This is a genomic window from Pedobacter sp. WC2501 (assembly GCF_052682415.1).
Map to the genome: position 1 here is coordinate 5,248,155 of NZ_JBQZFI010000001.1, position 25,567 is coordinate 5,273,721.

Sequence of the window (25,567 nt, forward strand, 5' to 3'; positions counted from 1 at the left end):
TTTGCCATTGGTTCATTAGTCTGTTCCAGACGACAACCGATTAGTTGTTGGCACTGGTTAACTAAAAACAGTTAACTGCCAATTGAAAACTAGTATTAACTGAAAAAGTGCTTACAAACAATAAGCACTTTTTTTATGTAACAACTTTAACCAACTGCCATCTAAAATAAAACGCAATTAAAATGTCGAAATTTATCAATTGGAAAAGTAATTGGCTTAACGGAAACTTTCAGCTTTTTGCAGATGGTGTTCAAAAAGGTATGATTTCTTTTAGCAGCTGGAGAAGCGATGCAGAAAGCATGTTTGAAGATAAAAACTATCAATTCGCTAATGACGGTTTTTGGAAATCGAGGACTAAAGTAATTGATAGAAAAACGCTTGAGGTTATTGCAATCATTAATTACGATAGCTGGAAATCGATGGCTGTGATTAGTTTAAACACTGGCGAACAGTACGAATGGAAATCAACCGGTATCTGGAAATCGCAATGGACGGTAAGCAACTATAAGGATGAGCATATTATTTACACTTCGAGTAGCAACAGTGGCACAATATCTTCCAATACAGATAATAAATTATTAATAATAACCGGTTTATTTATTAAACAGGTTTACAACAAACGGACAGCCCTCATGATTGCCTGCATCGTTCCGGTTATTACCACATCGACACTTCGTCATCATTAATTATAATTTAACCTTTTTGTGAGATGGAACAGGTATTAAGTTGGAGAAAAGGTTTATTTGATAGTAATTATCAGGTAATAAACAATGGCTATTTAAAATTTTCCATCAATTTTGGTTCGTGGAAAAATACGGCAATAGCCACTACTCAGGCAGGTATTTACCTGCTAAAAAGTGAAGGGTTTTCTAAACCGGAAACTAAAATCCTAGACAACCAGAATACGGTTTTGGCCGTAATTACTTACGACTGGCTGGGTTTTAAAGCCAGGATTGTATTTGCCTCTGGCGAAACTTTCGATTGGAGTTATCAAAACAGCTTGTTAAGCCGTTGGTCTTTAAATAACCATAAAGACAAACAGATTCTTTTTAATGCTTCAGCAGGAAGTGGATTGATCCATACCAATGTTGATGATGATATGCTGGTACTATGTGGCCTTTTTATAAGGGAATATTATTCGAGACTGATTTTCGGCCTGATTATTTTTATATTCTGCGTGCTTACTTTTAAAAGTATTTTTTAGTTGTCATTCTGAGCGTAGCGAAGAATCTGTAAGCGACAATCTGAACAATCTAGTCTTAGCGTCTCCAATGCTATTAAGTTAAGCTATTTATATGTCTGGTGCAACCTGCTTTTATTTTGCCGAACTTTAATTCTGGGAAAGCTTCTTGTTGGCTTTACCGCAACTACAGTTTTAGAAATTTGCTCTATTAGCCGTTTAATTATTGTTTTCAGTTTTGATCCCATGACTAACTCAATTAGGCTGTTCCTAACAAATCTGAATGCATTTTGCCAGTTGAAGATATAATCGTATCTTCTTTTATCCGTGTTTTTTTCAATCGTGTCCTGTGCGGTAATCCCCAGTAAAGCAACGAGATTCATCATGAAAATATGGGCCTCAAATTCCTGGTGTATGCCTTCTGGCTTACGGCTACCAAACTGCTCGAGTTTCATTTTGGGCTTGAGCTTTTTAAAACCCTCTTCAATCCCCCACCTGAAAGTATAAAGCTGGTTAATATCTGCTAAGCTGATATTCTTAGGCTCAAGTGAGGATATCAATAGTTCGATCTCACCTGTTGTTAGTTTGATTTTCGAAACTCTTACTTTTATGGGTTCGCAATCTTGCCCATGCTCGGCACAGGTCCTTTTTTCCCTTAAACTTGGTTGCCACTCCGTAATAAAATCCTCAGATGGATTATTCATTACCTGTTTGGCAAAGGTAGAATTCGATGAGCTAACCCTGATACAAAAGTCACTTTTCTGTTCGATAAGCCTCTTGAATATATTGAAGTAACCAAATCCCCTGTCTAAGATAAAAATAGCCTTATCGACCGCCAGGTTGTTTAGGCAATCCTTGAAAAGAGTTCTCTCTGAGTTCTTCATCTCGCTTATCCGACTCGCCAATACTGTCTTTGTGTTGATGTCAAAAAGCATAAACAATTGGGCAAGACAACTTTTGGCACCATTTTCATTTTCAGAATAAACGCCAAAGTGTTTTTTTATACCCGGTGATGCAGGCAGCGAGACCGTTGAGCCATCGCCGGCGATCAACTGAAAGCCTTTCCAACGTCTAACATAGTGTCGTTGATGAAAATCCACAAGTATGCTGTTCAGATCCTTAAAAAATGAAATTTCGACCTTATAACGAGCCAGTGAGAAAGCTGCCCCAGTAACTGTTTTGACTTTGAATTTGGGCAATAGAGTTGAAATATTGTATTCAACAGATTCCTTGAATAGATTCAAAATTGAGGTAACTACGATAGGAAAGGTAAGTGAGCGCTTTCTGATGAAAAACTTTGCTTTGGTAATATACTTCTCAGGGGTCGGATTTTTTTGAATAAAATCACATGTTTTTTTTAGGAGAAACGATATGTTTCTCCTTGGAAATATTGCTGGAAATTAAACTCATGTATCTTTTTTGATTGTATATAAATATACAAAAAAACTATCTGAAAATCCCAAAACCCTTAACTTAATAGCATTGTTAGCGTCTCGCTAAGACACTAAAAAATATTAATCTCACCTTTATAGAATTATTCAGTCTCGTAGCGAGACACTAAGACTAAAGTCGTTTCTTTTTGAAGCGCTAATACCCGTAATCAATAGGGCGGTTCCGGTCCTGCTGTACATTCCAATCCTTTTGGGAATTATTCTATACTAACAATTACCGGTACCCAAAAGGGATTTCCATTTCCATCAGGGCTATTGTGCGCGGGCAGTTATCAGATATAATTACAAAACGATCCTAATCTGGTCTTAGCGTCTCGCTAAGACAATAAAAATTATTAATCTCAACTTTATAGAATTATTCAATCTCGTAAAGAGAGGCTAAGACTAGATTAGTGGTCAGCATCTATCCTGCAATAAAGGAAGCTGTATCATAAATTGTAATTGAATTTGTCACGTTGAGCCTGTCGAAACGCCTTGTAAAATATTTGAATAGGTCCTTCGACAAGCTCAGGGATGACAATTCTATATTTATGAGAAAGCCTTGACGTACCTCAGGAAAAACTTCCTAAGCCCTCCCCTCTCGCTTACCCCCTCAGACCCAATCTGGTCTTAGCGTCTCGCTAAGACAATAAAAAGTATTAATCTCAACTTTATAGAATTATTCAGTCTCGTATCGGGACACTAGGGCTAAAGTCGTTTCTTTTTGAAGCGCTAATATCCGTAATCAATAGGGCGGTTCCGGTCCTGCTGTACATTCCAATCCTTTTGGGAATTATTCTATACCAACAATTACCGGTACCCAAAAGGGATTTCCATTTCCATCAGGGCTATTGTGCGCGGGCAGTCATCAGATATAACGACGAAACGATGTGGTTTTAGCATCTCACTAGGGCAATAGAAATATTAATATCGCCTTTAAAGCACTATTTCATCACGTAGCGAGACGCTACGACTAGATTAGAGCTCTACCAAAGCACAACGGCTTTTGGTGCACCTGTTATTATGATATATCGTAATCATATGGAAATGGTTAAAGTCCGCTTACACCACCACTTACCACCAGTTTCATGGCATCAGCGGCTGTCATCTGCAAATCCGTCACCTTATCTCTTCTTACAATACAAAGCTGACCTGCAAAAGAATAAGAAAGTGGAAAATAGACTGCTACTTCATCAGGCAGATCGAGTTTATGCAGATCGTTCTGCGTTAAAAAGCCGATCTTTTTTAAGCCTCCCTCTACTTCCACCAGCACCGGGTGGTTAAATTTTTTCTCATCGCCAACAAAAGCCTCTGTTAAATCTTTTATGGATGAATAAATAAAATTAAGCAAAGGTAACCGTTGCATCATCCGCTGGAACCAGTTATACATAGGTTCGGTTACCAAATTGGTTACAAAAATACCGGCCAGCAAAATAAGGGCTAAAACCGTCAGCAAACCTAAACCAGGGATATTCCGGCTTTCGCCTGTATTGGGATTTACGCCTAAAATATTGTTTACATTTAACCAGCTATCAACAGTTGTAACCGCCCAAACCACAATAAAAATACTCACGGCAATGGGTACAACAATTAATAAACCTTTAATCAAATAGTTTAAAATAGCTTTCCCGACTTTATTCATGGTGCAAAATTAGGAAAAATATGGTTAGAATTGTTTAATTGCTCAATTGTTAACGCTGTACAGCCAACAATATATCAATTAAACAATTTAGCATAGCTCTTACTCATAAAAATAAACCCTTTTTACTCTTTGCGAGATATTCGTCAGAATTTCATACGGAATGGTACCGATATCTTTGGCCAACTGCATAATGGTTTGTTCTTTATTAAAAACAATAGCTTCATCGCCAGGTTTCACATCAATCCCCGAAACATCTAACATCGTCATATCCATACAGATCGAGCCAATTGTAGGCACCAGATGTCCATTGATGAGCATTTTACCAACCCCATTGCCAAAATACCTGGTGTATCCGTCTGCGTAGCCAATTTTCACCGTTGCTATTTTTCCACCGTTTGGCATCACCCCTTTCCTGCTGTATCCTACAGTTTCTCCGGGAGCTAAAGTCTTCACCTGCGTAACAGTAGTTTTAAGCACCATTACCGTCTGTAAACCACGGTTATTGGCCAAAGCAGAATCGAAACCATATAAACCAATCCCCAAACGAACCATATCCATCTGCGCTTCGGGCCAGCGTGAAATGCCAGAAGTATTGGATATATGAAGCAGCGGTTTATAACTTAAAACATTTAACAACTGATTAGCGATGATTTTAAACCTTTCGATCTGTTGTTGTGTAAATCTATCGTGTTCTGCAGCATCACTTGCCACCAAATGGGAGAAAATACTTTGAACCTTTACCCTGGCCGAATCCTTTAGCAGATCAGATAAGGCATCCATTTCAGCTTGATCGAAACCTAAGCGGTGCATGCCGCTATCTATCTTAATATGGATCGGATAATCGAAATCATAATCCGATAGTGCATTTAAAAAGCTGTTCAGAATCTCTACACTATAAATTTCAGGTTCGAGTTTATGTTTAATGATGGCTTCAAAAGCAGATTCTTCAGGGCTCATCACCATAATGGGCAGCGTAATTCCGGCTTTCCTCAAAGCAATACCTTCATCGGCATAGGCTACAGCCAGATAATCTACCTTATGGAACTGCAATAAATTTGCGATTTCGAAACTTCCGCTTCCATACGAAAAGGCCTTCACCATCGCCATTATTTTAACGCCAGGCTTAATTTTGGAACGGTAAAATTGTAGGTTGCCTACCATGGCATTCAGGTCGATTTCTAAAACAGTGTCATGTATCTTTTGGGTGAGCAGTTTACTGATGCGTCCAAATTCAAACCGCCTGGCTCCTTTTACCAATATGGTTTCGTGGTTAAACTGCAAACCCGGAAAAGCCTCTACAAAAGCATTGGTATCCTCAAAAAACTGAGTTTCGAAATTAAAAAGATCGGCATAACGCGAAATATGTGTTCCGATACCAATTAACCTATTTACCTTTTTCTGTGAGAGCAATCCGGCTATTTCGGTATATAAATCAAGATCATCTCTCCCGGTTTCGAATAATTCGGAAAGGATAACGGTTTTCTTAGGGTGTTGGTTCTGTTGATTTAAAAAATCCAGCGCTATAGCCAATGAAGAAATATCAGCACTGTAAGAATCATCAATAATGGAGCACTGATTTATCCCGTTCTTTAGTTCAAGACGCATGCTTACATGGCTCAGCTTTTCCAAGCGCTGATCGGCCTGTTCAGGTGTGTAATCCAAAGCCAATAAAGTTGCCCAGCAGATCATGCCATTTTCTATCGAGGCTTTATCTTTAAAAGGCAGCATACACTCTATTTCGGTATGCTGATAAATGGCCCTTAAATAGCAATTCCCTTCAATGGGTTCAACAGTAGTAATCTGCAGGTCAGCAAGCTGCTTGCTGCTCCAGCTAAACTTTTTCTTACCGGGCAAATCTTTTGCACTTACTTCGGTTACATATTCTGGCGAGTAAATAAATAGTTCAGACGTTGCAAAGAGTTTCAGTTTCTCCGTGAGTTTTTCTTTTTTAGAACCGAATCCTTCCGCATGTGCTTCGCCGATATTGGTTAAGATTCCGATTTCAGGAAGAATAATTCCGGCCAAATGCTGCATCTCATTAACCGCTGAAATACCAGCTTCAAAAATGCCTAAGGTATCATCAGCCTCAATCTGCCATACTGAAAGCGGCACTCCTATTTGCGAATTATAACTTTTCGGACTTTTAACAATATTAAAGTCGGTTGCCAAAAGCTGATATAACCATTCTTTAACAATAGTTTTGCCGTTGCTCCCCGTAATACCTATTGTTTTTAAATCAAATTGATTCCGATGATAAGCGCTTAATTGTTGTAGCGCTTCCAAGGCATCATGTACCAATAAAAAATTGCAGTCTGGATATTCGTGAATGTATTTCGCTTCGGTAATTACAAAATTTCTGATTTCTTTTGCATAGGCATCTTTAATAAATTCATGTCCATCGCGATGTGAGGAAAGCGCAAAAAACATAGAATTTTCCGGCACTAAAACGGAACGGCTATCAATTATCAGGTAACGAATAATCGCCTCGCTATCAAATAATTTGGGAGCGGCATTTAAAATTTCGGCTATTCTGGCAACGGTATATATTGGATTTTGCATGCTATTATATTAAGAAAAATACGGTAATCGCTTTTATTTTTACGAATTTCAGTAATTAATTATGAAAAGCGGTAAACAAGAAGCAGTATTATTAGATAAAAAGCAAGCTTTGGCGAAAGCCGAAAGTTTTTGCGTTTACCAGGAACGTTCACAAAAAGAGGTACGGTACAAATTGGTAGAATGGGGAATGCGGGGAGATGAACTGGAAGAAATTATTACAGACCTGATCATCAACAATTTTTTGAATGAAGAAAGGTTTGCCAAAAGTTATGCATCGGGCAAATTCAACATCAAACATTGGGGCCGGGTTAAAATTAAACAGGGCTTAAAATTAAAAGGCGTTCCTGATAAAATTTTACAAAAAGCAATTTACAGTATCGATGAAGATGATTATTTGCAAACGATAGAAAAATTAGCGGTTAAAAAAGCAGAAAGTCTGGGTGAAAATGATGCGTTCAAACGGAAAAATAAGCTGATGAGCTACCTTCAGGCAAAAGGTTTTGAAACTGATTTAATTTTACTGGTACTGAAAGCCAGCAATTTAAATTAAATATTAAATTTTTAACAAGAAATCTCTTGACAGAAATATAAATCTACCTATATTTGCATCACCAAAACGAAACAACAACATCAGTTTTGTAAATGCGAAAGTAGCTCAGTTGGTAGAGCACGACCTTGCCAAGGTCGGGGTCGCGAGTTCGAATCTCGTCTTTCGCTCCAAAATGCCTTCCTACCAGAAGGCATTTATTTTAAAGTTAACCAAGCCGATGGAGATCGGCAGCGGCTAATGCTCGGGTGGTGGAACTGGTAGACACGCAGGACTTAAAATCCTGTGCTTTCAAAGGCGTGCGGGTTCGATTCCCGCCCCGAGTACACGACGGGAAGTCCGATCTAAATGATCAGACTTCCCTTTTTTATTTCCGCTCAATTCTTTAGCAATCAAGTAAAGACGGATCAAGCGTAAAAGTTGGGGGCTTTAAGCATATATTTTCGATAATCTAAATAAGAAGAACTTCTCTTGACTTAGTGAGACGCAAAGATTAGGCAAGAAAAATATCACCCTTTTTAATGGGTACCTTCTCGGTTATCCCTCCCTTTTTAGTTTGGAGAACAATGTGGTTTTTAGATACTCTGACCCTGTAACGAAATTGGGTAGATTGTCCGTAAAGGGACATGCTCACAAATATTAGGAGCAAAATTGTTAAGAGCTGTTTCATTTTCAATTTGTCGGTTTATTTCGACGAAAGATAGAACGTATAAAAGAGATTCGCAATACCATATTATGGGTATTTTCTCTTAAAGCATTTGTGTTCCAACAACTTTAGAATTTATTCAGGTCATTGCCATGCCCTTTATCAACTTTAGTTTTGTGTCACTTTCAAAAAGATAAAGTGATATGGAACAAGTGAGAAAGAGGCTATCCTGCGCGGAGGCCAACAAAATGGACATGGTGGATTACCTTACCACCCTCGGTCAAGAACCGAAAAAAATTAGAGGAAATGATTACTGGTACCTCAGTCCTTTTAGGTGAAAGACACTGATCGCCTCATTTTAGCTGATGGTTTAGGCCTGATTCTCCGGAGGCCACACGATCGGTCTGCCGTTCGGGTATTCAAAGAGCGTGAACCATGACATATTGGTCACGTGGCCTCCCCCGAAACCGTAACCAATCGCTTCCATGGCATGATTTCCACTGATCAGCCGTTTGTAGCCGTGGTCAAGCAGATAAACATGGGCTCCGCCAGGCTGGTCATTTGCTCTCACGAGCCCAGTTGTTTTGTTACTGAGCTCCGGACCGTTTGGAATATCATCGAGGTTCTGAACAAACTGTACTTGGTCATTGCTCCCAAAGAGGCTGGTATAGGTATTGGGGTCAAGTATATGACGTTTCTGCCCCCTGTCGATAAGATATATAGCGGGATCATTCGGCGTTTTCACCCGGTTCCCATTATGCTTGGGTATCCATTGGATGGGTCTCCCCAACATGTCCGGGAAGTCCAGGGGGTTGGTGGGACTCCTCTTTGCGCTGCCGTTGAAGTTGCAGCGGTACATGGTCGCCGGATCAACGATATGGCGATTTTTGTTTTCATCCCACATATAGTAATTTTTGTCATATTGAAAAAAGATTGAGCCAACCATAGTGGTTCCAATATCGATAGTGTCTTTATGCTCGAACGTAAAATCAAACACCCGTGCATTCTGGTTGAACATGGCGTCAAACTTATCGCCGGGCATGATTTGGCGAGCCTTGCCCTCGTCTACAAAGTAAATCTCCTGGCCGTTACTATTGCTGTTGAATATCCGGATCAGCAGTCCGTTCAATTCTGGTAGTAGCATGTTTTTTATAGTAGTGAAGTGTTTATAAAGTGATTTACAGGTTGATGAAAAGATGTAAATCCGCAACAAAGTACAAATATCTGCTGACGCGGCCAAAAAAAATTAATTGAGGTAAATTGCCGGGCAATGCGTATCCTCACCGGGAAATAGCTATTATGGTTTCAAAATACTTTGCATTAGATATTGGCCGAGATAGTCAATCTCAATTCGCCATATTCAAAGGCCAGCGAAATCACGGTGATGATGATATTCAAAAAGCACAACATCACATTGAAAAAATTATAGTAATGGAATATTAACGAACAATTTAGCGGCTTTAATTAATTCAAGCCGTAGAACTTTTGAAAGAAGGTTTAAAGATGCTACTAATAATACCGTCACAGAGTATCTACAAAGAGTTCGGATCGAAGCAGCTAAAACTTTTTTTGAGGCCGCAAGAAAAAATGTTACTGAAATTATCTACGAGGTAGGTTATACAGATATGAGAGCGTTTAGAAACACTTTTAAAAATTACAGGACTTAGTCTAATTGAATATAGGGCCAATTTTGCAAGGACATCTTATGAGGTGTAAAAAACGATGTGATAAAAATTTTTTTGCCCTGTCTATCAGTTTTTTTTTAATATCACATTGATTAATAATTGCAAATCACTTGTAAAATGTTCCGAAATTCGTACTTTTGGCCGTACACGAAGGGAAGTCCGATCTAAATGATTAGACTTCCCTTTTTTATTTCCGCTCAATTCTTTAGTAATCAAATCAAAAGGGGGATCAAGTGGGAAATTCGGATCAATCGTAAAAGTTGGGGATTAATTCCAGACATAAATTTTAGCTAATCTGAATAAGAAGAAATTTACATTTCTCACTCTCCTGAACTGTGCGCTAAATGCTTTATTTAGCGTTGAAAGTACCTCAGTCGTTCCCAACCAGATAACCATGCGGTTGGATGGGAATCGTTGTACCTTTACAGGTTATTCAAGATGCCGGCCTACGTGGGAAAGATGACTGAATAACGTTTAACCTCGTACTTTCTCTTGACTTAGCGAAACGGCAGATTAGGCAAGAAAAAACCGTCATTCCGAGAAGGCTTTTTTCAGCCAATGAAGCAATAATGATAGCTCACACTTTATCTTCAGTAACAAATTGCCCTAAACTAAAACATAGGTTGGGTATCCACCGCAACCTATGTTTTCACCAAACTAAAATCAGCATATAAAAAGATCAAATCTTATTACAACTGAATTATGACCGGTCCTCACCGGATATCTTATCCACCTGGGTTTTGTTTAAGTCCTGACTTAACAATGCCTCAGAAGGAATATTTTAAATGACAACATGCACCTTATCTGCTGCTACCTTTAGTCTCATAGTTTAATTTCGGAAAATCCTTCTGGGCCTGTTTAAACTGAAGATCATATTCGATCGGCCAACCAAAAGCTTTTTCTGCAACATCTTGCAGGTTTACTCCAGATGCACCACTCCAGAAATGAATAAATTCTCCAAAATTCAGATCTCTTTTGTACCGCCCGCTTTTGTTTTTGGGAAAGTTTAATGCCAAGAGTTCAAAATACCTGTTGAGTACTTTTCCTTCACCATACTTACTGTAAATAGGGAAAAACCAGTTTTTGAACCACTGCGTTCCCTGTCTCGGAAAGTCGTCGTACTGAGTCTGCATTTGTGTAAATACTTTATTGGCCTCATTGGTCATACCTATGTTTTTGAGCACATCATAATTGAAAATCTCCATAAACTTACTGTCGCCCCAAAGTACATCAGAAGGCGAGCCTTTTGTGCCGTGACTGGCACTGGTTACGATATGTCCCATCTCGTGTATGGGCATGCCAATTTGCTCGCCGGTAGGATTATTCCATTGCGCTAAACCACAATCGATCACGTTCCGGTAATCGTGGCTTGCATCAAAAAAAGGTGATGGGTGTCCTCCTCCATAATCCTTACCCATCGCGCGATGTAAGATCACATACAGTTTTGGATCCGGTCCGAAATCGCCATAGTTGTGTTTAACATAGGCCCAGCAATTTGCCATTACGGCGATAGGCCATTTAATATTGGTCGGCATATTTTTATCATAAAAAACAGCCACATATACATTACTTTCTATTAGTTTCAGTTCTTCCTGATGTTCAAACCAGTGCTCTTTCCATACAGAATCAGGGGTGATTATCGATTTGTTAAACTGATCTTGAGCCTGAGCTTCGGATTTTGAAACCAGTCCCAATAAAAATACCGGGACTAGTAAATAAATGATTGCTTTATTATTCATAATTGTATTATTCCTCCATTATACAGAAGAGATCCCTACTTATTCCAAAACGATATTTCACTAATATTGCTGTAATAGGCATCGCCACTGGCCACTTCAATTACCCGGATCCGAATGTATCGCATTGCTGGCAGGCCATCAGGTAAGGTAACTTTAAATGGTGCCGATCCATCATCCGAACGTTCCACTGTTTTAAGCAGCGTCCATCCTCTTCCTTTTGATTCAGCTGTCCAACCTGCTGAATTGCCTGGTGACTGCGTTTCTGCTCCGGTAAGGTCTGCGATTCCCCAGATCTCAAATTTGGTGGGATTATTACAACAGTCGCGCCCGATGATTTCGAATTGAGCAAGATTAGCTATCGCTTTCCCCATATCAAAAGTGAAGTGATGTGGAAGCGGTGACTTATCATCGCTATGGAAAATGTCCGGATATCCTGTTGGAGCCTTGTTGCCATTCCAGAGTTTAGATAAAGAGGTTTCACCTGAATAAGTACCTACATCATTCGCTAGCTTTAGCGGACGGAACAGTGATTTATCAACTGGTACCATAATATTACTCAAAGAATCGTAATCTGCTGTATAAAAGGTATCAATAGCCGATTTTACCGGCACATAGGCCGACCTGAAATAAATCTTTGTTCCGGTTTTATAATCAGCAAGCCTGATTGAATTTTCATCAGGACTTAATGCGCTTTTACGAATGGTACCATCTTTATAGGTATAGCGTATTTCGGTTGTAATATTAATAGTATCTGGTTTTTCAAAATTGAGTGTAATGCCGGTATCATCCAGCTGATAAGGATTTGTTGAAACTAAGAACCTGTTGGTAAGGCTCGATTTGTAGCTATCGCCATAAATTTTTACGTTGCTGATTTGTACCGGTACTGATTTATTGCCAGCCTTATCGTAAGAGTAAATGGTAAAGGAATAATTATATTCTACCAGTTTGGGAATAATTACTGATACATCAGTGACGCTACGGTCTGGCGCTTTCATTTCCAATGAATCTGCCGAATTGTTCCAGAATATCCGATAATGGGTTACACTCGGATCGGGACTTGCCTTCCAGTTGAGCTTTACCCTGTAATTTCCTGGTGCGGCACCAACCTTGCCGGCAAAGCCTGGATATATGCGTTCTTTTCCGTCAAGGTATTTTCTGTAATCTAGCGCATCCTTGCTACAGCCACAAAGAACCACAATGGCCATAAAAACCATTAAAATGCTGTTGATATGTTTAGTTGTCATCTGCTTTAATTTTTAATTGGTATTTCCCCAAAAAGATAATTCCATCACGTGGGCAAAATCTGCATTTCCCCAGGTTGAATTAACGGCCAGCCTGATAAACCTCACTTTGGGAATATCAAGTGCAATGTTAAATTCAAAGCCGGCTTTTACAGCGGCAAGATCCACAGGTGTGGTTTGTCCGGGTGCGTTACCAGATGGAGGCGGCGGACAGGTAAAATTCCCCAGGTTAATCCAATCGCCTACAACAGTTCCTTTTGCCGAACTTACCGGTAATTCGATATCTGCGGGTGCAGTTTTGGCTGATCCCCATAATGTCCAGGCCTTAGGATTACCATGATTATAAGAATAATCGTTACCATAGGCTTCTCCTCTTTCCCACAATTTATAGCGACTGAGCTTTGCAAGTACCCCCATATCAAATGTGCAGAGCTGAAGAGGCTTGCTATAACCGGCCTCTGTATGCCATCCAGGATCGGAAGTATTGTTATCCCATAACCTCGAAGTATTCCATCCAAGACCTGTTGCACCCAGTGGAGAATCTGATGGTAGCCGATATTCGCTGAACTGCGCTTTTGGCACCATAATCTCAAATATGGGACTGATTGATTTATATAAAGTGTCGGATATATTTCCCCATCTATCGGTTACGTATACGCCAAAATCCCTTTTTAGGGTATCAAATCCCCTTACACTAAAATTGATGTTTTCTGCTTCGGTGTAAAACTGTTCTACAGGAAGCATTTTCCCTGTCGTTTTATCATTGGAAATCACAATCACCCCGATAGGTTTCTTAGTCGGATTACTGGCGATTACATTTACTCCGCCAAAATCGGCCTGAAGATGAACTGTTGGATAAACGGACAGGTAAGATGGGGTTGCAGGGTGAACACGTATCTGTACGGGATCACTTTTCACATTTGCACGCGATACTGCATAAAGCGTAACATCGTAATCGCCGCTTTTTTCGAAGCCTTCTACCTTGATCGTGTCGCTATAATAAGAAGATTTACTCTGCCTTACAGTCCGCGAATTGATCCGGTATTCTGCCTGTACATACAGCAGATTTTCGGAATTGGGCAGCACATAAGAAATTACTGCAGCTCCAGCCAGGTTTTCTACTTTTACTCCGGTAAGTGCTCCGGGTTTTGTCATATCTGTAGATACTACCTCATTAAAACCTTCGCTTTCTTTACAGGAGTAAAACGAGCAGGCCACAAGTAACATGGCAATAAATTGCAATGCGAAAGGTCTGTTATATATTTTTGATCTAATTTTCATCGTCTTCTATTTAATTACCAATAAGGATTTTGAACCAGGTTTGGGTTAACGATCAGGTCGTTGTATTTAAGTGGCCACAAATAGTCTTTCAGGCCAAATACAGGTATTACGAGATTACGCTGACGGTAATAACCTTCAGGTGTGGTATCCTGGATATTCCAGCCCTGAAGTGGTTTACTGAGTACATCCTGCATCACTTTCCAGCGCCTTAAGTCCCACCCTATTCTGCCTTCAAAACAAAGTTCAATGCGCCGTTCCTGCTGGATGATCGACCGGAGGCCATCTTTACTTGAAGCTTTACCAGGGTTAGTTGAATAAGAAGACCAGGACTCTTTAACACCTTTTAAACCTGCACGTGTGCGCACTTTATCGATATACGTATAAACATCTGCCGTTGGGCCATTTACCTCGTTAAGCGTTTCTGCATACAGCAGATAAAGTCCGGCGAGCCTGATTAGCGGCATTCTAAAACTTGCCTGGGTAACTTCAGTACCGAAAACGGATTGGTAATTTACCAGTTTGCTTGGCCAGTAGCCCGATACGTTAACCCTGATATTGTCTTTGGGGCCAGCCAGCGAAGTTCCGCCACGGGCCTGCACATAGAGCATATTTTCTGGATCAGTTTGCCCGTTACCAAAAAAACAGCTTCCATCAAAAGATAAATCGGCATAAAAGCGAGGCTCCCGATCCATGTGCATTTTTATGGTCTGGTAACCGCTTTTTAAATAGTATTTATTTTCCGTACCTACCGCAGCAACGGTATAACGGCCTCTGTAATCGTAACCGGTATCTTCAGCCATTGGCACACCGTTTTTCGAATAAAACAGTTCAGCCATCCCGATGGGCACAGCAAAATTTCCCGGTGTGCCGCCCATATTCTGTACCATGGCATTGGTGAGCCTTGGCATAGCCATCGATTGTAGTCCAAATTCAGGATTCAGCGCCCAAATTACCTCAGGATTTTTCTCCCAGTTTTCAGTAATGCTTTGCCTGAGGTCCATTACGGTTTTTAATGGTGCCGGTATAGTTGGAAGATTGCCCGGAGAGGTAAAATGGTAAAGGGAAAGGTTGCTTTCTTCGCATGATTTTACTGCAGCCTGGCAGGCCAGCATGGCTTTGTTCCATTTTTCTGCACTAAAAGCTGCAGGGAATAGATTTAAACCATCTTTATCCTTAAAACCAGTATAATCAGGATTACCGTTAAAAAAAGGGCTCGCCTGTGTAGTAAGCACCTCAGCTTTAACCGAAAGGGCAATATTCTGTGTAATTCGGCCTAAACTCCTGGCTGGATCCTGTATGGTACGTGGAAGATCTGGTGTTGCCTCATCCAATAACGATACGATATAAGCAAATGCTTCATCAATGGGCGCACGTTTTATTCTTACTTCATCTGTGCCGGCATCTATAGGCAGGTTCTGTTTAATCAAAGGAATGGGACCATACATCCTTAACAGATAAAAGTGATAATAGGCCTTTAAAAACTTTACCTCTGCAATCCAGCGGTTGCGTTCAAATTGAGCCAGATCCTTCGGCCGGTCGATATTCTCCAGAAAGATATTACATCTCCTGATTGCTTTAAAAATAGGCTGGCCAAGCTGTTCCCCGTCCCAATAATTCAGTGAGGGATTATCAGTGGACTGTACGCCCCTGATCAGGTGAAAACCCTGCTCCGCATCCCTGCTCCCAAATGTTGCCTCTGTTAAGGTGTTGGGAAAATAAATCTCTCCGGAAGTAGTAAAAGCAGCATCGCTATTGGATGGCCCCATGTTCTGCAGGGTCGAATAACAGGTAAAAAGGTAGTTTTCGGCCTCATTTCTGTTTCTGAAAGCATAATCGATTGTGGCCACATTATCTGGCGTTACATCCAGGTATTTCTTGCAGGAAAGGGTCATTCCCGAAATCACTGCAATGAGTATGAGAAGTTTTGTGTTGAATTTCATTACAAGCGTGCTTATAGGTTTACGTTGATTCCGATATTATATACCTTCTGGATCGGATAGCTGAAGCCATTTGAGGCCAGTTCCGGATCCCAGTCTTTGAACCTGCTCCAGGTGAGCGGATTTAAAGCATTGAAATAGATCCTGCAATTAGACAGAAATGCTTTTTTTGATAATTTATCAGGGAAAGTATAGCCGATTTCTACAGACTTAAGCCTGATAAAAGCACCATCCCGCATCCACCACGAACTGGTTTGGAGGTTATTACTGATCTCGGAAGAGGTAGTTCCCAAACGTGGATATTTGGCATATAAATCCTGATTTTCTTCTGTCCAGTGGCTATCGGCAAAGGGCTGAAGCACCTGCCTGTTGGATAGGAATGGACTAACCTGAGACGGATCAATAAAGAAACTCGTGCGGCCTACACCTTGAAAGAAAAGCGAAAGGTCGATCTTCTTGAATCCCATTGACAGCCCTGCACCATAAACAATTTCAGGTGTGGAAGGAAGGCCGATAAATACCTGATCGGCTTCGGTAATCTTTCCATCGTTGTTTACATCGGTATATTTGATATCTCCCCCCTTAGGTGCCGAAGCCCCAGCGCCAAAAAGCTGCGTAGGCGAAGCGGCGGCTTCCTGGTCATCGACAAAAAGACGCTCTGCGATATAACCCCATCTTACGCCAATTTTCTGACCGGAAAGTATCCTCCATGGCTCTTTATAGGCTGGCTGCTCATATTGTCCGTATTTATTCTGCGAAAAAGTAAAGTTCATCCTACCCGACATCCAAAATCCACCCCTAAAAGTTTTACTATAATCAGCAGAAAAATCTATCCCTCTCGAATCAGCAGTACCCAGGTTGGCACTTACGCCAGATTCTAATCCCATGGTAGAAGGAATTGAAGCCCGCTCCATTAAAATATTGTAACGGTGCTGTTTGTAAACTTCTGCAATGATATTCAGGCTTTTGAAAAGACTAATTTCCAATCCAATATTCGTTTGTCTGGAGGTTTCCCATGTCACTGCATCGTTTGCATAATTGGTAATGCTTACCCCTGGTCTGACCACACCGTTTGCCTGACCAAAATAAGCAGGGTTACCGCCATCCAGGTTTACGTTAGAAAGATAGAAGAAACGCTGTGCACCAATAGCATCGTTACCTACAAGGCCATAGCTTGCGCGTAGTTTAAGCTTACTCACAGCTTGTTTTAACCCTCCATCCCAGAAAGCTTCATTGGAAATTACCCATGAACCGCCGATAGTTGGAAAGAAACCAAACCTGTTCTTTTCAGCAAAACGCTCTGATCCGTTGTAGCCAAAGTTAAATTCGGCAAAATAACGGCTATCGTACCCATAACCCAACCTGCCCGATAGGCCAACATTGCGGTAAGGAAGCGAATACTGAAGGCTGGATAGATTGGTTGCCGGATCTATTGCATTGGCGTATAAACGCTGTTGCCTTGTGGCAATCAATGTACCGCTGATGTTGTGTTTACTGCCGAGCTGCCTTGAGTAATCCAAAACCGCTTGCATGTACACAAATGTATTGATATCCTTAAACCCTGGCTCAAAACTCAGGTACTCTGAGGCCTGGCCCGGCTGATTATTGATCCAGTTGAGGCTATATTGATTACTGATCCTATCATAGGATGCTACATTGTAAAAAAACGGTGAATATTTTCTGGTCAGGTCGAAATAAGAATACCGATTGGTGTTAAACATTCCTTTAAAAGACAGGCCTTTGGTCAGGAAATTAAGATCCTGGTTCAGCTCGAGCTGCGCCGACATTCTTGACCTCGAGAAAGATTTATAGCCCTTCATCATATCTGCATAAGGATTAGAAAAACCAACTGTATTTCCGGTTCCCTCTGTTGAGCTATTGCCAAAAAGAATATGCGTATCAATACCTAATGATGGATCTGCAGGATAAAATGCCGGAAACAATACCGGGCTGGTATGAAGTGCTTTTTTATAAAGGTCGGAAGAAAAAGAACCGTCATCAGTAATCGGCCCATTGTATTCATCAAAAGTTCCCGACAACCTAAGCACCACTTCTGTGGTAGGTGTAACATTGATGTTGACATTAGAACGGAGCTGGTAATTTTCGAGTTTAACGTTATTGTTGAAGTTATTTACAGGGCTTACCTTTAATATTCCGTTATCGCGGTTATAAGAAGTACCAATATAATATCTTGCAACTTTTCCGCCACCGCTCACACTCCCGTTCAGTCGCTGGTTATTGGTGCTGGTTTTAAACAATTCATCAATCCAATTAACAGCAGGGTAAACATACTTATTGCTCCCTGGCGCACCACTTAAAGTCTGCTCACGGTTGTAAATATCGTTCTGGCTAAACCTTGGTACACCTAGTGGGTTCCGTGTAGTAATGGCTTCATTGTACATCTTCATAAAAGTGATGGGATCAGCAATTTTGAGGTTTTGCGTAGCCTGCGAAATGGAGTTTTCGAAACGTACATTTACTTTCGCATTACCTTCAACACCTTCTTTGGTGGTCACCAAAATTACACCGTTGGCTCCCCTGGCACCATACAAAGCCGTGGCACTTGCATCTTTTAAGATGGAGAAGCTCGCAATATCATCAACTTGCAACCGTGCCAGGTCCGTTGGCGTAAGCTCTACGTTATCTACCAGGATCAATGGATCTTGCTTGTAACCGAAGGTAGTTACCCCACGGATAAAAAAGGTAGAATTATCCAATCCGGGCTGGCCGCTCCGCTGGTAGGCCACTACCCCGGCAATTTGCCCGGCCAAGGCATTGGTTAAATTGCTGGACGGGATCTTTAGCTTGGCAGGTGTAATACTGGTAACAGATCCCACCATGGCTTCTCTTCGCTCCTTCTTTCCAAAGGCGGTAACCACTACATCCGAAAGATTGTTGTCATCCGAATGCAGTACCAGGTCTACCTTTAACTTTAGCTGATCGGCTATAAAAGTGATCTGTCTGAAACCCACTGATGATACGACAATTGTAGATTTGACTGTGGCGTTCATCGAGAATCTACCATCGCCATCGGTAATGGTGCCCATCCCGCTCTGGCCTTTAACCTGAAGGCTTACACCTGGAATTCCCAGGCCAAGCGAATCTTTAACGGTACCGGTAATTTTAATTGTTGCACCCTGTTGTGCATAAGTGGGACTGCCGAAAAGCAATAAACAGGCGCTAAATACTGCAAACAGCACCCAGAGGTTTCCCAGATAAGGCAGATGCCTTACCTTAATAGTAAAATTTTGGTTCATAAAGTTTGGTTGGTTTTTATGTTTAGATTATTTCAAAAAATGTTTGTCGGTATTACCTGGAGTAGTCAATTTCCATCGGTATCTGCCAAACAAGCACAATTAATAAATTAGCCGGGCCAAAAATGACCCAGCTAACAAATCTTATTTTCTTTCGTTAAATACGCCTAGCTCAGCAATAGCAGGCGAGCTGTCGAAATTGGTAATGTTTACCTTTATTTTTTCGCACCAGATGCGCTCGAACCTAAAAATACTCACCTTTTTCTCGCCCTCATTTTTTGTAGCTAAATCATTCCACTTACCATTTGCATAGTACTGTAAACTGTAGGTAGCTTTTCTGTTATTACCCGCTGTAAGTACCACCATGTTACAGGGAACAGCCTTTTCAAAATTCAGTTCATACCATGGCGATTTTACGGTGTGATTGGATGACCAGCTTGAACCGAAATCATCATCATTGGCAAAATCCATAATGTTCATATCATCACTCCAGCTGCTATTACTTTTTACATGCTTGGCAATGTTGCTCGAAATAATTGGCGCAGCGTATGCCGGAATACGTGGAAGATCTGCAGTTTTTTTATAAATCTGTCCCATTTCCTTAAGTGCTGCTAAAGCGTTATCATCGATCAGACCATTTTTTCCCGGCGCCACATTGAGAATAAAATTGCAATAGGCACCGTTGTAAGGAATGATGAATTTGTTTACCAGTTCAGGTACATTCTTTACTGGTGTGGTAGGAAAAGAGGTTTTCCAGAACCAGTTGGCCTGCAAGGGCAGGCAAGCAAGTGCCGGAAGCTTATTGCTTTCTTTAGAAATAAACTGCCCTGCACCCTGTTCGTAAGATTTGATATCGGTATAAAATAGCGCCTGTGTAGGATATTTTGCGGCATTTAAATCCATTACCAAACAGTTTGGCTGTAATGATTTAATCAGGTAATAGATATCTTCAAAAGGTACCTGATCATAAGAAATCCTCGACCACGGGGCGTCCCATCCATCAATAATCAGCGCGGTAATCTCGCCATAATTGGTGAGCAATTCGGTAATCTGATCTTTGATCATCTTAACGTTGGCTGGTGTAATCTGGTTTGGGCGGATGCCATGGTGGGTATCTAAAATAGAATAATATAACATTACCTTTAATCCGTTTTTACGGAAAGCATCTGCATATTCCTTAACCACATCGCGTTTTAGCGGCGTATTCATTACGTTATACGCTGTGGTTTTGGTATTCCAGATCGGGAAACCACTATGGTGTTTAGTAGTAAGGCAACCATAGGTCATATTAGCAGATTTTGCGGCTTTTGCCCATTGGTCTGCATCTAATTTTGGTGATTGGAACAATGAAAGGTCGGCATCAGGATCAGACCAGTCCTGATCCATAAAAGTTGGCATCCCATAATGGATAAACATGCCCAGCCCAAGGTCAACAAAATCCTGTTGAAGTTCGGGCAGTGGCTTATTCGCCGATTTTTGCTGGGCCATTGCCGGGTAAACAGATATCGTTCCCGAAACGATAAGCAGTAATGATAAAATCCTTTTAAAGGTCATTTCTCTTTTTTTTGTTAGGTGATTGGTATTATTTGTTTGAAAGCACTACTGAATTACTGACACTTATTAATCCCAATTGATTAACATTGATCTGCTTTTCATTATTCAAAGCTACACCCGACATTGAAAGAATTTGTCGAACGAAAGCGTAACAGAAACCTAACAAAAGCTTAACGTTATGGTATTTATGAAATAATACGGCTATTTTTAAAGGATAAAATGAAAGATCGTATATATAAGTCAGTAGTGTTGGTCAGTTTTCTGATTTTGCTTCTGGTACAGCTCAGATTAACCTATAATTCTTACGTTCTGAGGGACAGGGATTATAGTTTAAAGGAAAAAACGCTGATTAACGACGAATATGGGCGCAGTATTTCCGAAGATAAAGTTTTTAAAGGCGGTGGAAAAATCATCGATTCGATCCTCTCCAGAAATATGCCCGCACTCAAACAAGCATATTTAAGCAACAAAAAAGAATTTGTTAAACGCTCGCAAAGCGTTAGCAATACACTGTTAAACGACCTGCAAAAAGAAAGCACGATGGACAGTGTTTTCCGCTCGATCGTTAAAAGGAATGGGTTAGATTCCAATCTGCAGTATCTGCTCACTTTCCAATCAATAGAAATTAACTTCGATACCAATATCGGCAACATCCCCATATTTGACACCAGTACCGATACATTGTTCACAGCATCACAAAAAACACCATTTGGAGTCATCATTGATGGTACATTAACCGATCCTAACGTTCAGAACAGGGTAACTAACCTTTCTGTTAGTGGCAAACTGGTGTATGATTACAGAGTTACCTTTAATCTTTTTGTCGATCCTCCGGGCCGTACCTTAAAAGTAGCCTATCAAATGTTGCCAACATTTTTATTAGTTGCACTTTGTATCATTATTATCGTAGGAATTAATTACTACACCTATATCAGCTGGATGCGGCAGAAAAAGGAAACAGATATTAAATCTGATTTCCTGAACAGCATTAAACATGAATTTAACACCCCAATTACTACTATTTTAGTGGCAAGCAAAAGCCTGCATGAAGATGAGGTGCTCAATGACAGGACACGCGTAAGTGCACTCGTAAATATTGTAGAAAGACAGGCCAGGCGACTTCACTCCCACATTAACCAGATGCTGGAAATTTCGGACATCAACAACAACATCCACCTGGAAGAAACAGACCTTAACTATGCAATTCTTACTTTGGTTAACGACTATAAAATAAAAATCCAGGCTCCAGACAGTCTTACTTTTGATCCTCATGGCTCGGAAATACTGATTATGATGGATCCTTTCGTGTTTACCACCATGTTACAGAATATTCTCGACAACTCCTTTAAGCACAATCATAGCGATATAAAAATGACTGTACTTTTTATCACTGCTAATAAAGATGGTTATACACTTCACATTAAAGATAATGGGAAAGGAATTGAAGACGCAATGAAAGAAAAAATATTCGATAAGTTCTTCCGTGCGGGCAAAGATCATACGGTTTCGGGTCTGGGGCTTGGCTTATATTACGTTAAACAATGTATTGATATTCATGGCTGGGCAATCAGCGTGAGAACAGAACTGGGAAAAGGCACCGAATTTCTGGTGCAGATCCCTAAGGAGCAGACCATAATTAGTACAAATCATTAATCAAATAATTTATGAGTTATGATATCGTAATAATTGAAGATGAAATAGACTTGGGCAATGTAATTTCAGAATACCTGAAATTGAGGGGATTTAGTGTCCTGTGGTTCCAAACTGCTTCAGAAGCGTTGGCGCATTATAGCGCAAACCAGCTTGATAACAAATTGGTTATTGTGGATGTACAACTTCCAGATATGAATGGCTTTGACCTCGCCTCAGAGATGGTAAAAATCAACTCCAACCAACCTTTTTTCTTTCTAACGGCACATAACGAAAAACAGGACCGTCTTCGTGGCCTCAAAATTGGTGCAATAGATTATATTTCAAAGCCATTCGAAATTGAGGAACTGGTACTTAGAATAGGAAATATCATCAATAAGTTTTCCAGCGCTCCAAATGTACCGGTCGCATCCGGTTCAGGATTTATCAACATAGGCGACATCAGGTACCAAAAGGATCAGCTGTTTTTGCGGATGCCCGATAGCAAAGAAGTTTCCTTAACAGTTAGAGAATCGGAAGTATTAGACCATTTGGCTGGCAATATTAATCAGGTAGTTAAAAAGAAAGATATTCTAATGGCTTTATGGGGAAACGATGATTACTTTAATGGAAAAAGTCTTGAAGTTTTCATTTCCAGGCTAAGACGGCTCTTTAAGGCCTCAGAGCAGGTTAGCATAGAAAACGTATATGGCCTCGGCTATATTTTAAAAGTTAAATAATGGCATATTTATTACTTGCAAAATTGGGTATCTTTACAAAGAAGCTCATTATTCTATGTAAAAATAAAGAGGTTATGCCAAGTTATGCCTGAAAAAAGCTAACTCCAAGACCATAGCGACCATATAGATTACTGGTGTTTTTTTTACACCGAACAATTGGTTAGATTGTAAATAATGCAATCTCTTATCGTTTGCACCGACCCAAACACCATTTTTTCAGAAGAGTTCCAGAGACGGTTTGGTTGTAAAAAGAGCAATGAACAGCCATCTATTTATATTCGATGGTTAAAACTCACCTCTAAAATTAGTTAGTGATCAAATTCTTGATCCGTCCACCACTCCATTTAAGAATAATTTATTAAATTGCCTTTACCTAATCAAATCTATCTTAATGAAAAATTCTATATCCTGCATCATCATTGATGATGATCCTACCGCAATTAATATTTTGCAAGACTATATTGCGGAAATGCCAAGGCTAAAAGTCCACCGGATTTTCACTAAACCAATAGAAGCCCTAAGTGAAATCAGTACAGAAAGCAATAAACAGCTAATCTTTTTGGATATTGATATGCCAGCAATGTCTGGCCTGCGACTTGCTGATAACCTCAAGCATAAAGCACATAACATTATTTTTACTACATCCTATCCAGAATTTGCACTGGATGCTTTTAAAGTTAGGGCAAAACATTACCTGTTAAAACCTTTCAACATGGGAGATTTTGCAGAAGTAGTTAATGAGGTACTTTCAGAATGTTATGATACGCAGCGTCTTGTACAAGAAAATGAAGAAGCATTTTTCTTACGCACAAATGGCGAACGCGGCAAACTTACCAAAGTACTCAAAAAAGATATCATCTATCTCCAAGGCTCAAATAACCATGTACACATTTATACACCAACAAATGATTATTCAGTATACATGACAATAAAGGAGATGGAGGAAAAACTCCAGGACAATGAGCACTTCTACCGCGTTCACAAATCTTACATGATTAATACCCTCTTTGTAAAGGAAATCAATGGGCACAAAATCGACCTTGGAAAGTACGAAGTACTTATGACCCCACAATACAAAGAGGCCTTCATGGATTACATTGAAAACCAAACCCTTGTCTCAAAACGTTTAAGGGATTGACATTTGCAAATTTGATTGAGTCGTAAATGTTGTAATCGCTGTGATTGTACTATTTGTTGGATCACTCTTTTGAAAGCGCATACTAGCTGCTTTTTGTGAACGGAAAACAAACGCAGTTTTCCGGGTCGATTTTAAGTCTGTAATTCTTTTCATAAACGAAAATTACCCCCATCAAAACCCCTAAAAGACTACATTACGCAAAGCAATTGTTGACTGTTGTGAAACCAAATTTTAACTTAAAAACAAAATGAAAAACTTGCTGAAAAATTATCGCTGGCATATTATTTCATGGGCTACCTTCATTATTTATGAATATGTACTGGTCTCATTGATCCTTAAAATAAATGCTCCAGTATTAGACTATGGCATTCACTATATTATCAATATAACACTCTTCTACATTCATACCGAATTGGTTTTAGGAAAAGGTTTGAAACCACAAAAACCTGTTTATTTAAGCATAATTCTATTAACAGTACTTGAAGTATTTTTGCACACTGTTTTCGCATACCTTGCAGACCGTTCTCTTTCAAAAACAGCAACTTTCTCTGTTGGTAAATTGACAATTACAGACTGGAAATATATGTTTGTAACAGTATGGCGAGGCATCTATTTTCTACTATTCTCAACAGCGTATTATTTTATCAAAAGTTATATCCATCAGAAACAGCGAACGGTAGAGCTGGAAAAAGAAGCAATTGAAGAAGTGTTAAAGCAAAAGCAAATAACGCTTGAACTGGCTAATGCTAAAAATGCCTACCTCAAAGCTCAAATTAACCCGCATTTCTTGTTCAATACCTTAACCTATATATATAACAGTACGCATAAGAGTGAGCCCCGGGCTGCAGAAGCGGTGCGATATCTTTCAAAGCTGATGCGTTATGCATTAGAATGCGAGCATGGTCCTGAAATTATGCCACTGGAAGCAGAGATCCGTCAAGTCGAAAACCTTCTTCTGCTTAGTAGAATAAAGCAGCCTGACTTATTTATAGATTTTAATTATGATCAGAAAACCGAATCGACAGAGGTAATTCCACTACTTTTACTTAGTTTAACCGAAAACATGGTTAAACACGGTAACCTCAGCCAACCTGAAGATCCGGGAAAAATTATAGTAAAACTGCAGCAAGGACTGTTTAGCATTCAAACAAGTAACCTGCTTAACACGGGTCTTAATGATACTGGTTTTCATACAGGTTTTGAAAACATCCGGCAAAGGTTGCTTCATACCTATGCAGAAAAGGCAGAGCTCTCCGCTGGCAAGAAAGGCAAGTATTTTGAAGTGTTAATCACAATCAACCTCGCAGATACGCAATAATTTCATATAGATTATTGTATATTTTTCTTTCTTTTGATGCAATAAGT

At 40.0% G+C, this 25,567-nt stretch carries 18 protein-coding genes and 2 tRNA genes; 10 read left to right on the forward strand and 10 right to left on the reverse strand.

What is annotated here, in order from left to right:
* Window positions 1-182: 182 nt before the first annotated feature.
* Together ACUN24_RS22025 and ACUN24_RS22030 are read left to right on the forward strand one after the other, a co-directional pair.
* Window positions 183-686: a hypothetical protein gene (locus ACUN24_RS22025; RefSeq protein ID WP_445564475.1), complete on the forward strand. Its 504-nt coding sequence runs from the start codon at window positions 183-185 to the stop codon at window positions 684-686.
* Between the two features lie 23 nt (window positions 687-709).
* On the forward strand, window positions 710-1,204 hold the full coding sequence (locus ACUN24_RS22030; RefSeq protein ID WP_445564476.1) for a hypothetical protein: 495 nt from the start codon (window positions 710-712) through the stop codon (window positions 1,202-1,204).
* A gap of 83 nt (window positions 1,205-1,287) precedes the next feature.
* Here ACUN24_RS22030 and ACUN24_RS22035 read toward each other — a convergent pair whose 3' ends face one another.
* The 3 genes from ACUN24_RS22035 to ACUN24_RS22045 all read right to left on the reverse strand — a co-directional run bounded on the left by ACUN24_RS22035 (window position 1,288) and on the right by ACUN24_RS22045 (window position 6,811).
* Window positions 1,288-2,571 carry an IS4 family transposase gene (locus ACUN24_RS22035; RefSeq protein WP_445565140.1) on the reverse strand — a complete coding sequence of 428 codons (1,284 nt, stop codon included), beginning with the start codon at window positions 2,569-2,571 and terminating at the stop codon, window positions 1,288-1,290.
* A 1,090-nt stretch (window positions 2,572-3,661) separates the two neighbouring features.
* A complete protein-coding gene (locus ACUN24_RS22040) occupies window positions 3,662-4,252 on the reverse strand; it encodes a DUF502 domain-containing protein (RefSeq protein WP_445564477.1) in 591 nt (196 codons plus the stop codon).
* A gap of 99 nt (window positions 4,253-4,351) precedes the next feature.
* Window positions 4,352-6,811 (reverse strand): bifunctional UDP-N-acetylmuramoyl-tripeptide:D-alanyl-D-alanine ligase/alanine racemase, encoded by a 2,460-nt coding sequence (locus ACUN24_RS22045; protein WP_445564478.1) that lies wholly within the window; start codon window positions 6,809-6,811, stop codon window positions 4,352-4,354.
* Between the two features lie 61 nt (window positions 6,812-6,872).
* On the opposite strand from ACUN24_RS22045, the gene ACUN24_RS22050 reads away from it, so the two are divergent.
* The 3 genes from ACUN24_RS22050 (at window position 6,873) to ACUN24_RS22060 (ending at window position 7,684) form a co-directional block, all read left to right on the forward strand.
* Window positions 6,873-7,361, forward strand: a complete 489-nt coding sequence (locus tag ACUN24_RS22050; protein WP_315423217.1) for a regulatory protein RecX — start codon at window positions 6,873-6,875, stop codon at window positions 7,359-7,361.
* Between the two features lie 94 nt (window positions 7,362-7,455).
* Window positions 7,456-7,531 (forward strand) — tRNA-Gly (locus ACUN24_RS22055).
* A gap of 69 nt (window positions 7,532-7,600) precedes the next feature.
* Window positions 7,601-7,684: transfer RNA gene (locus ACUN24_RS22060), tRNA-Leu, on the forward strand.
* A gap of 690 nt (window positions 7,685-8,374) precedes the next feature.
* Here the strand turns inward: ACUN24_RS22060 and ACUN24_RS22065 are convergent.
* Window positions 8,375-9,148: a hypothetical protein gene (locus ACUN24_RS22065; RefSeq protein ID WP_445564479.1), complete on the reverse strand. Its 774-nt coding sequence runs from the start codon at window positions 9,146-9,148 to the stop codon at window positions 8,375-8,377.
* Between the two features lie 319 nt (window positions 9,149-9,467).
* Between ACUN24_RS22065 and ACUN24_RS22070 the strand changes: the two genes are divergently transcribed.
* Entirely contained in the window at window positions 9,468-9,671 is a 204-nt protein-coding gene (locus ACUN24_RS22070; RefSeq protein ID WP_445565154.1) for a helix-turn-helix domain-containing protein, read from the forward strand.
* Window positions 9,672-10,489: 818 nt separating this feature from the next.
* On the opposite strand, the gene ACUN24_RS22075 is transcribed toward ACUN24_RS22070, so the two are convergent.
* From ACUN24_RS22075 to ACUN24_RS22100, 6 genes are all read right to left on the reverse strand, one after another.
* Window positions 10,490-11,428: a hypothetical protein gene (locus ACUN24_RS22075; protein ID WP_445564480.1), complete on the reverse strand. Its 939-nt coding sequence runs from the start codon at window positions 11,426-11,428 to the stop codon at window positions 10,490-10,492.
* A gap of 35 nt (window positions 11,429-11,463) precedes the next feature.
* A complete protein-coding gene (locus ACUN24_RS22080; protein ID WP_445564481.1) occupies window positions 11,464-12,672 on the reverse strand; it encodes a DUF4998 domain-containing protein in 1,209 nt (402 codons plus the stop codon).
* Between the two features lie 12 nt (window positions 12,673-12,684).
* Window positions 12,685-13,950, reverse strand: a complete 1,266-nt coding sequence (locus tag ACUN24_RS22085) for a DUF5000 domain-containing lipoprotein (protein WP_445564482.1) — start codon at window positions 13,948-13,950, stop codon at window positions 12,685-12,687.
* Between the two features lie 14 nt (window positions 13,951-13,964).
* Complete coding sequence (locus tag ACUN24_RS22090; protein WP_445564483.1) at window positions 13,965-15,890, reverse strand: RagB/SusD family nutrient uptake outer membrane protein; 1,926 nt, start codon at window positions 15,888-15,890, stop codon at window positions 13,965-13,967.
* A gap of 11 nt (window positions 15,891-15,901) precedes the next feature.
* Window positions 15,902-19,144 carry a SusC/RagA family TonB-linked outer membrane protein gene (locus ACUN24_RS22095; protein ID WP_445564484.1) on the reverse strand — a complete coding sequence of 1,081 codons (3,243 nt, stop codon included), beginning with the start codon at window positions 19,142-19,144 and terminating at the stop codon, window positions 15,902-15,904.
* A 141-nt stretch (window positions 19,145-19,285) separates the two neighbouring features.
* Window positions 19,286-20,695: an alpha-L-fucosidase gene (locus ACUN24_RS22100; RefSeq protein ID WP_445564485.1), complete on the reverse strand. Its 1,410-nt coding sequence runs from the start codon at window positions 20,693-20,695 to the stop codon at window positions 19,286-19,288.
* A 219-nt stretch (window positions 20,696-20,914) separates the two neighbouring features.
* Between ACUN24_RS22100 and ACUN24_RS22105 the strand changes: the two genes are divergently transcribed.
* The 4 genes from ACUN24_RS22105 (at window position 20,915) to ACUN24_RS22120 (ending at window position 25,520) form a co-directional block, all read left to right on the forward strand.
* The gene (locus ACUN24_RS22105; RefSeq protein WP_445564486.1) at window positions 20,915-22,348 is read left to right on the forward strand and encodes a sensor histidine kinase; all 1,434 of its coding nucleotides are present in this window, start codon (window positions 20,915-20,917) and stop codon (window positions 22,346-22,348) included.
* A gap of 11 nt (window positions 22,349-22,359) precedes the next feature.
* Complete coding sequence (locus ACUN24_RS22110) at window positions 22,360-23,064, forward strand: response regulator transcription factor (RefSeq protein WP_445564487.1); 705 nt, start codon at window positions 22,360-22,362, stop codon at window positions 23,062-23,064.
* A gap of 391 nt (window positions 23,065-23,455) precedes the next feature.
* On the forward strand, window positions 23,456-24,202 hold the full coding sequence (locus ACUN24_RS22115) for a LytR/AlgR family response regulator transcription factor (protein WP_445564488.1): 747 nt from the start codon (window positions 23,456-23,458) through the stop codon (window positions 24,200-24,202).
* A 247-nt stretch (window positions 24,203-24,449) separates the two neighbouring features.
* Window positions 24,450-25,520 carry a sensor histidine kinase gene (locus ACUN24_RS22120; protein WP_445564489.1) on the forward strand — a complete coding sequence of 357 codons (1,071 nt, stop codon included), beginning with the start codon at window positions 24,450-24,452 and terminating at the stop codon, window positions 25,518-25,520.
* The last annotated feature ends 47 nt before the right edge of the window (window positions 25,521-25,567 follow it).

What these genes read in the sequence shown, in the direction of transcription:
- ACUN24_RS22090 (WP_445564483.1), bottom strand. Translation starts at nt 15,890, where the DNA reads ATGAAATTCAACACAAAACTTCTCATACTCATTGCAGTGATTTCGGGA.
- ACUN24_RS22100 (WP_445564485.1), bottom strand. Translation starts at nt 20,695, where the DNA reads ATGACCTTTAAAAGGATTTTATCATTACTGCTTATCGTTTCGGGAACG.
- ACUN24_RS22030 (WP_445564476.1), top strand. Translation starts at nt 710, where the DNA reads ATGGAACAGGTATTAAGTTGGAGAAAAGGTTTATTTGATAGTAATTAT.
- ACUN24_RS22040 (WP_445564477.1), bottom strand. Translation starts at nt 4,252, where the DNA reads ATGAATAAAGTCGGGAAAGCTATTTTAAACTATTTGATTAAAGGTTTA.
- ACUN24_RS22050 (WP_315423217.1), top strand. Translation starts at nt 6,873, where the DNA reads ATGAAAAGCGGTAAACAAGAAGCAGTATTATTAGATAAAAAGCAAGCT.
- ACUN24_RS22095 (WP_445564484.1), bottom strand. Translation starts at nt 19,144, where the DNA reads ATGAACCAAAATTTTACTATTAAGGTAAGGCATCTGCCTTATCTGGGA.
- ACUN24_RS22045 (WP_445564478.1), bottom strand. Translation starts at nt 6,811, where the DNA reads ATGCAAAATCCAATATATACCGTTGCCAGAATAGCCGAAATTTTAAAT.
- ACUN24_RS22115 (WP_445564488.1), top strand. Translation starts at nt 23,456, where the DNA reads ATGAAAAATTCTATATCCTGCATCATCATTGATGATGATCCTACCGCA.
- ACUN24_RS22085 (WP_445564482.1), bottom strand. Translation starts at nt 13,950, where the DNA reads ATGAAAATTAGATCAAAAATATATAACAGACCTTTCGCATTGCAATTT.
- ACUN24_RS22120 (WP_445564489.1), top strand. Translation starts at nt 24,450, where the DNA reads ATGAAAAACTTGCTGAAAAATTATCGCTGGCATATTATTTCATGGGCT.
- ACUN24_RS22065 (WP_445564479.1), bottom strand. Translation starts at nt 9,148, where the DNA reads ATGCTACTACCAGAATTGAACGGACTGCTGATCCGGATATTCAACAGC.
- ACUN24_RS22080 (WP_445564481.1), bottom strand. Translation starts at nt 12,672, where the DNA reads ATGACAACTAAACATATCAACAGCATTTTAATGGTTTTTATGGCCATT.
- ACUN24_RS22075 (WP_445564480.1), bottom strand. Translation starts at nt 11,428, where the DNA reads ATGAATAATAAAGCAATCATTTATTTACTAGTCCCGGTATTTTTATTG.
- ACUN24_RS22110 (WP_445564487.1), top strand. Translation starts at nt 22,360, where the DNA reads ATGAGTTATGATATCGTAATAATTGAAGATGAAATAGACTTGGGCAAT.
- ACUN24_RS22025 (WP_445564475.1), top strand. Translation starts at nt 183, where the DNA reads ATGTCGAAATTTATCAATTGGAAAAGTAATTGGCTTAACGGAAACTTT.
- ACUN24_RS22105 (WP_445564486.1), top strand. Translation starts at nt 20,915, where the DNA reads ATGAAAGATCGTATATATAAGTCAGTAGTGTTGGTCAGTTTTCTGATT.